9 protein-coding genes are annotated in these 12,734 nt (G+C 49.3%); all 9 read left to right on the forward strand.

Going from position 1 to position 12,734, the window contains the following annotated elements; all coding sequences use genetic code 11:
• Positions 1 to 91: 91 nt before the first annotated feature.
• The 9 genes from ACFGVR_RS15050 (at position 92) to ACFGVR_RS15090 (ending at position 12,723) form a co-directional block, all read left to right on the forward strand.
• On the forward strand, positions 92 to 373 hold the full coding sequence (locus tag ACFGVR_RS15050) for a helix-turn-helix domain-containing protein (RefSeq protein ID WP_448698138.1): 282 nt from the start codon (positions 92 to 94) through the stop codon (positions 371 to 373).
• Between the two features lie 29 nt (positions 374 to 402).
• On the forward strand, positions 403 to 1,572 hold the full coding sequence (locus ACFGVR_RS15055) for a site-specific integrase (RefSeq protein WP_448698139.1): 1,170 nt from the start codon (positions 403 to 405) through the stop codon (positions 1,570 to 1,572).
• A gap of 204 nt (positions 1,573 to 1,776) precedes the next feature.
• Positions 1,777 to 5,232, forward strand: a complete 3,456-nt coding sequence (locus ACFGVR_RS15060) for a GH25 family lysozyme (protein WP_448698140.1) — start codon at positions 1,777 to 1,779, stop codon at positions 5,230 to 5,232.
• Positions 5,229 to 5,921, forward strand: a complete 693-nt coding sequence (locus ACFGVR_RS15065; RefSeq protein WP_448698141.1) for a hypothetical protein — start codon at positions 5,229 to 5,231, stop codon at positions 5,919 to 5,921. Before ACFGVR_RS15060 ends, ACFGVR_RS15065 begins: the two co-directional genes overlap by 4 nt.
• Before the next feature lie 210 nt (positions 5,922 to 6,131).
• A complete protein-coding gene (locus tag ACFGVR_RS15070) occupies positions 6,132 to 7,091 on the forward strand; it encodes a hypothetical protein (protein ID WP_448698142.1) in 960 nt (319 codons plus the stop codon).
• Between the two features lie 5 nt (positions 7,092 to 7,096).
• Entirely contained in the window at positions 7,097 to 10,774 is a 3,678-nt protein-coding gene (locus ACFGVR_RS15075) for a hypothetical protein (RefSeq protein ID WP_448698143.1), read from the forward strand.
• A gap of 139 nt (positions 10,775 to 10,913) precedes the next feature.
• A complete protein-coding gene (locus tag ACFGVR_RS15080; protein ID WP_448698144.1) occupies positions 10,914 to 11,486 on the forward strand; it encodes an RNA polymerase sigma-70 factor in 573 nt (190 codons plus the stop codon).
• A 34-nt stretch (positions 11,487 to 11,520) separates the two neighbouring features.
• Complete coding sequence (locus tag ACFGVR_RS15085; RefSeq protein WP_448698145.1) at positions 11,521 to 12,168, forward strand: hypothetical protein; 648 nt, start codon at positions 11,521 to 11,523, stop codon at positions 12,166 to 12,168.
• Positions 12,169 to 12,372: 204 nt separating this feature from the next.
• Entirely contained in the window at positions 12,373 to 12,723 is a 351-nt protein-coding gene (locus ACFGVR_RS15090) for a CU044_2847 family protein (RefSeq protein WP_448698146.1), read from the forward strand.
• Positions 12,724 to 12,734 lie beyond the last annotated feature (11 nt).

The following is a 12,734-nucleotide window of genomic DNA, read 5'->3' on the forward strand; positions in this document are numbered from 1 at the left end:
TTCAAATATTGTATAATAAAAATATTGACGCATGATACTTAATTTACCCATGTGGTGAAGTTTATAAAAATAATATATATAAGTTGGCGGCATGACACCTGACGATATTATCACCAGAAAAGATCTCGAAATGTTTAAACAGGAACTTTTTGCGTTGCTGGGTAAGCCAGTAAACGGGGAGCAGTTCGGGTGGTTGAAGAATGTGGAGGTAAGAAAGTTGTTGGGGGTGTCGAATGGGACGTTGCAGAATTTGAGGGTGAATGGGAGTTTGGCGTTTAGTAAGGTTGGGGGGACGTATTTTTATCGGCGGGATGATATTGAAAAGATGTTGGCTGGGGGTCAAAAAAAAAGCCCGAGGGTGAAGTCGAAGTAAAGACGCTGACGTTTAGTTTGCGGTATTTTTTGAAGCCGGCGAAGAATGAGAGCCGGGATTGGCGCTGGATTTATGCGCGATTGACGGTGTGTGGGGAGCGGCTGGATTTTTCGACGCAGCGGAAGTGTAAGTTGAGCGAATGGGAGGGGCAAAGGGTGAAGGGAAATAGGGAGGAGGCGCGGAGTATCAATCATTGGCTGGATACGCTGCAGTTAAGGGCACATGCGGCGCGGCAGGAGTTGTATGGGAAGGTGTTTGGGCCGAGGCATGTGCGGAAGTTGATGCAGGGGGAGCCTTTGGAGCCGGCACGTATGGTGTCGGAGGCCTGGCAATACCATATGGATTATATCAGTGGTTTGATTGGTAAAGATTACTCCGGAGCGACGCTGCAGAAATATAAGGCAGGGCAGAAGGCGTTTAAAAAGTTCCTGAAACTAAAGTTTCAGAAGGATGACATCGCTTTAAATGAATTAGATCATGCTTTCATTAAAGATTACGAGTTTTATTTAAAGACTGGTCACGGTGTACAAAATAATACGGCGATACAAATCATTAAAAAGCTGAGGACGGTGGTGAAGATCGCGATGGATTTCGGCTGGTTGCAGCGCGACCCGTTTATCGCGCACCGGATGAAGAGCACGGAAGTGCACCGGACCTTTTTGAGTTCTGATGAATTGCAACGCCTCGCTACCAAAAAACTGGATAACAAGCTTGGTATGGTACGCGACTTATTTTTATTTAGCTGTTATACTGGTTTAGCTTTTACCGATACGATCAAACTGGAGGCGAATGATCTGGTCACCGGCGAGGACGGCGAACCCTGGCTGCAAACCCACCGCAGCAAAAACAATAACCGGGTGCGCGTACCATTATTAGCACCCGCCCAAAAACTGCTCGACACCTACAAAGATCACCCCCGCACTCCCGAAGGCCGGCTCATGCCCCGTATCAGCAATCAAAAGGCCAACGCCTACCTCAAACAGATCGCCGAAAAGGCGCATATCAACAAGCATTTAACTTATCATTGCGCCCGCCACACCTTCGCCACGACCGTGACGCTGACCAACGGCGTACCGATTGAAACCGTTGGACAGATGCTGGGCCATAAGAAACTGGCGACGACGCAGCTGTATGCGCGGGTGACGGATACGAAGGTGATGAAGGATATGGTGCAGGTGAAAGCGAAATATGAGCAATGAATTGGTTTTTTGAACTATTGCCGCACCGATATGGCAAATTGGGCGCTTTTCAGTTTTTCCGAAACTTCTTGCGGGGGTAGTCGAACGGAATAAATTTCTTTCTGACGGATACCGAATATGTTTAATATTTAATCAATGATAAAATAATATTATAAATATCATTGTTTTACAATAAGTTATATATATTTGATTAACCTCATCCTTGTGGCAAGAAAAAACCTGATCACTGGCAAGTTTAGCATTTTGGGCTTGTTATTTATTTTGCTGCTGTTTGCGCCTATAGCAGGACAGGGGCAAACGCCGGGTTTTGCACAGGGAGTAGATGTATCGGACAATAATTCAGACCCGGACAAGCCGGTTACCGCCTTTACGGTCGATCAGTGGAAAACGATTAAAAGTCAATGGGGCTTATCTTTTGCTATAGTAAAGGCCACGCAAGGAACAGGTATTAAAAACAAAACTTTTCCGGATAATGCAATAAACGCCGCTGGTGCGAATTTGATTGTCGGAGTATTTCATTACGCCAGTCCCGATAAGGACGCTGACGCCGCAGCGGAAGCCCGGTTCTTTCTGACTACCGCGGGCCAGTATCTCAACGGAAACTATCTGCCTCCGGCTTTAGACATAGAGGTCTCCGGTTCCCTGAGTAAGACGGCATTGACCAACTGGGTGCTGACCTGGCTGTCGACGGTGGAAAGCGAAAGTCCGACTCATGTCGTACCGATGGTGTACACGTACAAAACTTTTCTCAGCGATTATTTAAATGCAGATGACCTTTTAGACAAGTCCACAGGAAAGGCTTATCCTATGTGGATCGCTGATCAGAAAGGAGACTTTGCCAGACCTTGGTTATTCAAACAATTTCAAGGTGATCCGAAGCCGGCGATGCTGACCGGATTTAAAAAAGGATTTGACCGGGACGAGTTTGATGGTTCGGAGTCTGCCTTGCAGACATTTATGGGCCAACGCTCTACTGCTCCTTTAGCGGATCTGACGATCACTGCGGGAACGCAGTCAGCAACGCCGGTGACGGTAACTGTGGGTGCAAATATGGCAGTGAGTTGCTCTGAGGATAATAGCGGCAATGCGGCGGCAGGAGCGAATGACGTCACGGTATGGCTTTCGCCTGATCCGGTTTTGACCTTAGCCGATACTTATTTGGGAAAGATCAGTTTCCCGGCACTGGGCGCAAACGTCAATAGCCTGATCAATGGCAATACGGTACAGATACCGGCGGGGACACCTGCAGGCAGCTATTATTTGTTTTTCTGGGCAGATGGCAACAAAGTGGTGCAGGAAAAAGATGAAGACAATAATTTCGCCAGTGTCATTGTCAACGTGACGGCTGGTGGACCGGTTGCGGCGCTGACGCTGACAGCGGTGCCGCAGTGCAACGGCACGGCCAGCAGTGTCAGCTTGAACTGGAATAGTGTGCCCAATGCGGCTTCCTATGCGGTGTATCGCAATAACACGCTTTATACGTCGGGCATCTCTGGTACACAGTTCACTAATACCAATGTGACCGCCGGTCAGTCGTACAGTTATTATGTGGTTGCGCAAACCAATGCCGGCGATATGAAATCCAATACCGCCAGTACCAGCGCGCCCAATTGCGCTTCCTCGGTCCTGCCGGGCGCTTTTGTGCTCAGCAGTTCAGCAGACTGCAACGGTACGGCCAGCAAAGTACACCTAAGCTGGACGGTATCCGTTAACGCGACCAGTTACGATATCTACCGGGATAATTTGCTGATCAGCAGCGGTATTAGCGGGACGAGTTTTGACAATACGACGGTAACGGCCGGAAATACCTATGCTTATTATGTCACTGCAAGAAATACTTCGGGTACGCTGAATTCGAATACCCAAAGCCAAACCGCGGTTAGCTGTAGCGGTGTGCCGGGCTTGCCGGTGCTGAGCCTGGCGGCTTCCTGTAACGGGAGCAAGGGACAGATCAAACTGGACTGGACCGCGGCCGCCAATGCGACAGCTTATGACATCTACCGCAATAATACTTTTTATACGACTGTTAAGTCCGGCACGACCTATACGGACAATGTGGTGACCGCGGGTTTGGTCTACACCTATTACATCCGGGCGACCAATGGCAGTAACGGCACGAATTCTGCCTACCAGTCGGCAACCGCCTCCAATTGCTCCGGACTTACCCTGCCCGCGCAGCCGGCTCTCGTCGTGCAATCCAGTTGTTCCGGCGGCGTCAGTAAGGTCCTGCTCAACTGGGGAGCCGATGCAAATGCAACTGCCTTTGACGTGTATAAGAATTATCAGTATTACGCAACGGTAACCGGCGCCCAATACATCGACTATACGATCACCCCGGGGACCGATTACTTGTACAATGTACAAGCTAAAAATGACGCTGGGGCGAAGGATTCGCCCATCCAGTCTGCACATGCCCTGGATTGCACGCCCAATTTTCCGAGCGCGCCCGTCATGACTCTGACCCCGTTCTGTGATGGCACTACCGGAGAGGTGACCGTGAACTGGACTACTTCGAACAACGCCGTGGCTTACGATGTCTATCGTGATGGCCAACTGATCTATACCGCTTTTGGCGATCAACGCAGTTATACCGATAATACCTCTGCGCCGGGTTCGAGCCATACTTATTATGTCGCGGCCGGCAACGGGTCCGGATTGACCAATTCCAATAGCGGTTCGCTAACTGTTCCGAATTGCCTGCCGCCGCCGACCATTACGGCCGTCAGCCCGATGAATGGTCAAACGGGCAGCGTGGTCACGATCAGCGGTACACACTTTGACAGCAGTACGTCGGTAACTTTCGGCGGGATACCTGCTCAGACGGTCAGCATTTCATCAGCCACGCAATTACAGGCGACCATTGGTTCCGGAGCAGCAGGGAACATTGTCTTGAGCAATAACGGAGGGACGGCGTCCTACGCCGGTTTTAATTTCTTATTCACGCTGCCTGCGAATAATTTCCAGGTATCCGCGATCAGCGCGACCTGCCGGGGCTCTGCCAGCGGGGCCGTCGCGATCAATGCTGGGCAGGTCTTGGCTTATACCGCAACGCTTACGGGCAATAGTATCAACCGTACGGAATCCTTTACGGCGGCGGACACGCTCGGTAATTTGCCCGCAGGGACCTATCACCTGTGCATTCAGGTCACCGGCCAACCAACCTTTCAGCAATGCTACGACCTGACGGTTAGTGAACCAAAAGACTTGGCTGTCTATTCGACGGTCAGCCCGCAAACCCAAACCTTGCAGTTGCAATTGGCTGGCGGGACGGTTTACCATATCCAGTTGAATGGCGTAAATCGCGATACGACCGGGCAGCAAATCACGTTGCCGCTGCAGAACGGCCTCAACAGGCTGGAGGTTACGACCGATAAACCTTGCCAGGGCACTTATCAGACGGTCATCGATTTACTCGACAAGATTGTTCCGTTCCCGGACCCTTTTGAAAAGGTGTTGAATATCAACCTGGGGAACGATCCGATCAAGCAGGTTCATTTTGAGGTGTACGGGCTTTCTAATGGAAAATCACTTTATCAAAAGGATATGAACGGTGTCTCCGGCGTCATCGGGCTGGACCTGCAGCAACTCGAATCCGGTATCTATATTTTACATATCCGTTTGGACGGGACCGAACGCATATTCAAGATCATCAAAAAATGAAAAAGATTACGGCCTGCTGCCTTATGCTGTTATTAGCCGGGTGTTCCAAACATCATTCGGATGACGGTTCGTCGCAACCCGCTGTACCGGGTAAGGTTACATTGGAACAGCCCGTCCAAAACGCGATCTGCACCAGCGGAACAATCATTTCCGACACCAGAAGCAGTATCACCTTTAGTTGGGACGCTGCGGCCAATGCGTCGAACTACCAACTGGTCATCACCAACCTGCTGACCCATACAGATACCTTGGTCAATGCGCCGCAAACCCAGGCGACCGTCCCCCTGACGCGGAGCACGCCCTATTCCTGGCATGTTATTTCCCAATCCGCCTCGAGTTCTTCCACCGCCCAGAGCGATACCTGGAAATTCTACAATGCCGGACCTGGAACGGCCGCCAGCGCACCTTTCCCGGCAGAATTGGCCGCGCCGGCCTACGGCCAGCAACTCCCTGCCGGGACCACCACCGTCAGTCTGACCTGGCAGAACAGCAGCAGCTCGACCAGCCTGACTTATGATATCTACTTCGGAACTTCCAGTTCGCCGCCAGTTTATAAAAGCGGCATCAATACCTTGTCTTTAAGCAATGTCCCGGTCCAATCTGCAAAAACCTATTACTGGCAGGTGGTGACCAAGGATAGTAATGGCAATAGTTCCTATTCCGGTATTTCACAGTTTAACCTGCCCTGATCTTGGCGCTAAACATCATCTTGTTCAGGGCTGCAAGAGCCATGGGTACCGGGGGGATCAGCACGTAAGAAAATTCACAGCACAAACCGACTGCTTTTTTTACCTACTTCAAAGTGAATCGCTTGTTTTAAAAATAATAAATAATTATATTTTTATTTGAAACTATTTGTAATTCACCAAAATACATATATTTGAATAAACCTTATCCCCATGAAAAAGAATATCATAATAATTATTCTTTTACTTCTAAGTAGTCATCTTCAAGTAAAAGCGCAGTGTTTTATTTCCAGTTTCGGTTCATTAGGTGCTTTGGCAAATTCGACGGGGAACGCGGCCCTTGATAACAAATTCCGGGTGACCAAAAACGAGATCGAATCCTTGTTCAATGTTTCTGCCCGGCTGTATGTTTATGATGACGGGGACAGGCCGAACGCCTACGCCAAACCGAGCGGTGACAATAATTATGACGGCATTGTCGCCTTTGGACAGAATATGCTCCAGCAGCGGCTTTGGAATAGGAATAAGGGAGAGGCTGCGATTGCCGGTATCTTGGCTCACGAATATGGTCATGTTTTACAAATCAAAAAAGGGCTAAGCACGTCCAATTCAAAAAAGAGAGAGTTGCAAGCTGATTTTCTGGCAGGCTATTTTATGGGGAATCATAACTATCCCCAGAGCAGTATACAGGCTTTTGGAGCCGACCTGGCCTCTTTAGGTGATTATGAATTTGGAAGCGAAGACCATCATGGCACGCCGGCGGAGCGGTTGAACGCCATGCTGGCCGGCTATGGGCACGGAAGCGAATCAGCAGACGCGGCCTATAGCGCTGGTTTAAGCTATGTGAATGGCGGAAGCTATAACCCCGGGAAAAAAACTTCAGGAGGCGGGCTTGGTGATGATGTACCGGCCCCGCAACCTGTTCCCCGCAAGCAAATACTGGTCGCCTGTACTCATCTGGCGCATCCGGCAGGTGATCTATACCCTTGTACGCATGCCTTACACCCAAATGGAGACGTATATCCTTGCACACACGCTTGTCAGGGGCCCTATGGGATCGTTGCTTGCCACCCGGCCGGCGACGTCGGTCCCTGTACCCACCGTCTGCACACGAATGATGTCGCACCGTGCCAACACCCACTTCATCCTGGTGGTGACCTGGTTTATCAATAGCGTTTATGGTCGGAGCAGGAATAGGGCTACGTTTTAAACGAAGAGAATGGCCTCTGGTTAGCCGGCTATCGGTGATCTGGTCTTTTTTGTGTTTGCTCATCTCCGGGTGTACCGGTAATCAGAGCGGTCAAAGGACCGCTCTGGTTTCAGGTTACCGGGTCATCTACGCCGGAAAATATAAATGCGTTGCCAATCTGAAAGGGGAAAGCCGCTTTTTGGCGGTAAATCTGAGCCACAAAGGACTTTTGGAAATGGATATCGCTACCGGCAAAAAAAGGATGCTTCCCGGATGTCAGGATTCGGCCATGATCAACTTTACCGAGCTTAACGATAAGTATATTATTTCCGGAACCGCCAAGGGTATCAAAGTATGGGACAAGTATAATCGCCAAATGGCACCACAATTGTTACTTTCCAACAACAACATTGTTTCGGTCGTCAACTCCAAAACTGCGGGAGTTATTTTTATCACTTGCGAGAACCCCTCAGGAAAAACGGCATTATACCGGGTGAATTTGAATGCGGGGCTTCAAAAAATGGTTACCCTCTTGACCGACGATGTTAGTAAATTTCAGGAGAATCAGGACGGCACAGGCATCATCGCCTGGAAATGGGCCGGTACAAAACTGACCTATATTGATCAAAGCACCCTGACGGTATCGGAGAGCAGCGTTTTACCCTATCCAATTATCGAGGTATATCCTTTGATGGGGAAGGCGGCGATCATTCATTTATCCAATGGCTTTTCAAAACGCGGCGGCCTGGAATTCGGTAAGATAGCCACCTATTACTTTACCTCCCGGAAACTGACACAACTATCGGAGGTCAGGTTTCAGCAACTGACGGTTCCCGAGGACAGGGGGAGCATTTGGGCTGTGCCTTTACAATGGGCCTCAAAAGATTTCAAAGGCGTCCACCACTTTCAGAAAGATAGCAATTCTTTTGTATTAGACAGTATTTATTTAAAGAAGGACCTGGTCGATGAGGTACGTATTCCCGGTTCCAATAGCCGGACCTGGGTGGAACCGAACCCTTTCTATTCTACATCCAAAGGGATCCACGCCTTCAGCCGTGCCGGCCGGACAACGAAGGATCATTTGTATTTTAAAGACCAGGAGGTCTACCGGACCGAGTTTAACGCGCGTGGGGATATCGCCTGGATCATTCCCTCCGGCGGCAAAGGTGTCCTCATCGCCAATGACCGGCTGAACAAAGCATTTACCGTACTGGAGGATATCCGCTTTGAATCGACCTTTAATGAAGATGGTTTGGATTTTGTCTGGGGCGCATCGCCGCAAAAAAAAGCAATTTTCCGGGTCGCGGGAGATGGCTCGGCTTTTAACAACGGGCAACCGGTCATTCCCAACATCGATCAGGATATGGAGGACCCTTTTATCGACCTGTTGCGGATCGACCCGGAAGATCTGGCCATTACCTTATGGCGGGAAGATGAAGGACCGTCTGTTTCTGTTAGCATACCGGGCAGGCCGGAAGCCAAAAATTCTTATCAGCAATTATTTATCTACAATGAGCCCAAAAGACTTAACGGGGCCATTCTTAGCTTTGAGCATGCCGTTTTTAAATCGGATAAGAAGATATCCAAAGAAATCCGTACGATGCTTCCCCGAGGGCCGTTTACCGCAAACTATGAACTGCACTTCCCTTTTGACAAGGTCGGGGGATCCATAGAGGTTACCCTGCGGGATAAAAAAGGTAAGCTGGCGGCATCCGGGAGTACCACTACCCGGGATTCGGTTGGCGTCGTAGGTATTCAACCCGTAAACAACGGGCTGAAACTGAACACGGCGTATGATGTTTCGTTTCGGTACCGCGATGCGAACGGCAGCAACCTGCTGATCCAGTGGCCGGAGACGGTATTTACCCAACCCTGGTGGATGGTACCTGCCACCGTCACGGTATTCGCCTGGGCCTTGATCACGATCTTATTTGTCACTTTACTCTACCTTCCCGAGACGTTTGCAGGGCGAAAATGGTACCCGTTAATACCCTATCTGCTTGGCGGTACGGGGCTTAATTTACCCTTCATCGCCGAAAAAATACACCTGGACCAATCCTTGTTTGTATTTCTTTTGGCCTTCGACCTGGTCATGTTTTTACTGCTCGGGATGTTTTCGCCCGCCGTTTTCAGACGGCTATCCAGTTCGGCCGGCATCGGGTGGCTGCTGAAGAACCTGCTTTTACTACCTTATTTCCGCAGGAGGATCTATGCGGATTACCTAACCGCAAGCCAAACGAAGATCCGGCGGGCGAGACAAAGCGCCAATAATGAGGTCTATATCCAGCTCCCGGCCTTGTATGAGGGACCCTCCGACGGTCAGCAAGAACTGAATTCCCCCGTGACCTTCATCGCTGAAAAATTCCGCACCGGGAACGCACCCTTGCTGATGCTGGTCAAAGCACCCGGTGGCAGGGGAAAGAGTGCCTTGCTCCGGGAAATTTATTCGCAGATGCTGGCAGATTACCTGAGCGCCTCGTCCAAATACATCCCTGTTTTTTGTGAGGGGCAGGGGGCCACCATCAAGGAAATCATTGCGCAAAGTATGGGGGAATTCCTCGCCTCAGAGGAATTGCTGGACTGGCACCTGGCTTTAGGCCATTTTATTATTTTATGTGATGGGTTCGGTGGAGCAGAAATGGCAGGTGATGTGCTTCGGAAATTTCAAAATGATACCAGCGGAAGCCAGACCAGTCTTTTGATCAGTTCCAGAACCGGCTCCGATATGGAGGAAGTGATCCGGGCCGCTGCCAACTGGATGGTCGTAGAGCCCAAACGGCTGGATGATACCACGGTCAATCAATTCGAAGAAGGGTACCTTCGCTATGATCAGGAAAGAACACAGGCGCCGGTGTTCAGCTTAAGACCCGAGCTGAAAGCGGTGTGTAAATCTCCGGACGGGACCTTTCTGCCCATTCTGATCAGACTGGCGCTGATTGCGCAGGAAAACGGCCCTGTTTCGATCGATGGCATCTATGAATGGTCGATCCGGCAACGGATCAGGTCGAATTTTCCCGACCGCACCCAGGAGGAAAAGCTGTTCTGGTCAACGGTGGATGTTGGCTATCATAATTATTGGGCCAACCAAAACACCAGAGGAAACCGGGAGATCTTTTTTAACGCCGACAACGCGGAAACGCTGGCCGACCTGCTTAAATGCGGTATCGCGATTCCCGGGGAAGAGCAACAGTCCGGTTTTGACAACCCGGCGCGGAAAGTCCGTTTGTTTCATGACTCGCTTCAAACCTACCTGACAGCCAGGGCGCTGCTCAGCAGGAACGATTGGGATGCTCTGTTTGCAGCGGCCGGTGACCCGGTTTTTAATTCTGACCGATCAGATGTCGTTTTAGGTACGGGATCTGAATTGTTTCAAATGTGCCTATTGGTGTTCCCTGCCGCGGAACTCAGGGCAAGACTGATCAACGATATTAAGCAGCAGGGGAGTCTTTACAGCGCGAATTTGACCATGAGTGAGATTATTTCCACGATTCCCGAGACCATCACTAGTCTGAAAATAAATGACCTCAAGGAATTGTCCGTTCTCAATGCGATCCTTGATGTCCTGGATCGATGTGCCGCGGCTGACCAGTCAATCCAAAGTGTAGCCGCGATGTATTCCAAACTCTCGCAGCTCATTTGGAGTAAGCGCCTTAACTCCATATCTTGAAAGTTGGCCAATTCTACAGCCAAACGTTTCAGTTCGCCGGGCAGGCGAGCATCATTTTGGTTTCTTAACATTGGGTTCACATCCAACATTTTGATTTGCACGGATTATTTCGGTAAATTCGTTTTCTTTCCCCTTTGTTATGGCTGTGCTGGATGCGCTTTCTGATTTGGAGTTGCTGGATCTGTTGAGGTCGGGTAACCAGGCTGCGTATACGGAGATCTATGACCGGTATAAGTTTATTTTGCATCACCACGCCTTTAACAAACTCAGAAGTAAAGAAGAGGCGCAGGATGTGTTGCAGGAAGTGTTTACCCAGCTTTGGCTGAAGCGGGAAACGCTGACCATTTCTACCAATCTTTCGGGCTATTTGTACAGCGCGGTGCGTAATAAAATACTCGATCATTTTTCGCATAGCGAGGTGAAGCTGAAATATCTGAACCAGGTGCAGCCGGATCTGAGCGAGGTGCCGACGGATTATCGGGTCAGGGAAAATCAATTGCGCGAAATTATTGAGCGGGAAATTGAGGCTTTGCCGCCGCGTACGCGGGAGGTGTTTGAGATGAGCCGCAAGCGACATATGACGCACAAGGAGATCGCCGAAGAATTAGGCACTTCCGAGGAAACGGTCAAAAAACAGGTATCGGCAGCGCTCAGAACGCTCCGGGTGAAACTCGGCATCTTTGTTTACCTGTTTGTTTTGTTTCACTATTAAGATGTGGGCTTTGCGGCGTGTTATTAACGACCTTTTGCGCGCATTGGACGCTATTGACGAGGTTCATTACCGCACCGCCCATGTCAAAGTGATCGACGATCAGTTAAATATCTTCGACGATCATTTCACCACCTACGAGAATAATTTCACTGGTAAATTGGAAAGCAGCTACGCGGTACTGACGCATACCAAAGCGATTGACAATCCGCGAAACCTGATCAGGCAATTGCAAATCCCCAAGCGGTATGCCAGTTATGCAACGGCCGATCCGCTGGTGGTGGCTACGGTAGAGCGCCTGAAAGAGCTGACCGGCAGCGATCAGGATAAATGGCGGGAACTGACGACCATTCCGGATTTTTTTATTCATGCCTCCGAGTTTGACCAAAACCGCCTTAACCAGGAATTGATCGTCGAAGTCAAAACCGAGCAGGATTTGAGTTATCCAAGATTTGCCTGGGACTTCTTTAAACTCACGCTATACCTGAATATGTACAATTTTCAGACCGCCGTTTTTCTTTCGGTCAACTCGCCCCAAGCCCTGATTGATCATTACATTGCCCGCTACCTGGATGAGGGGCTTTACCAGGCAGAACGGCCGCAGGATCTTTTTGTGATCGTTAAGGAAGGCTATAGCGCAGCGCCGGTAACAAAAACCTTGCGCCGCTTTTTGGCAAAAATATAAATCTTCTCTTTTAGTGGTCCTTCGACGCTTTCGATGGTGGGCGTTATTTCCACTTTTACCGGCTCATGACGGCGTAACCTCTTAAATAAACTTTATAGCTAAAGACATTGAATATTATAATAATTCAATTTGTATATTTATCTTATCAATTTCCGATCATTGATTGCAGATCATGATTGAATGAATAAACGCCAAAGAAATGATATGACAAAAGTTATTGTTACCACTATTAAGGGAAAACCTTTCCTGATAGAAACTGATGACACCATTGATTTATCCGCCGATTTATTGTCAAAGCACCATACGCTCAAAGAGACCGAAAGTGATTTTAGTGATGTGGTGGATGTTGAAAAAATAAGTAAAGAATTCAGCGGCCTTAAAGAAATTATCGTGGCATGCTGCGATTCTCTGCATGATGCGTTTAAAAGTATTCCTAAGCCCGAAAAGTATACTATCGAATTTGGCATTAAGCTGGCGGGCGAATTAGGAATCCCTATGCTCACTAAGTCGTCTGCAGAGGCTAATTTCAAAATAAATATTGAGTGGAAAGGCTAACCGAATAGCAA

It is taken from the genome of Mucilaginibacter aureus (assembly GCF_053514885.1).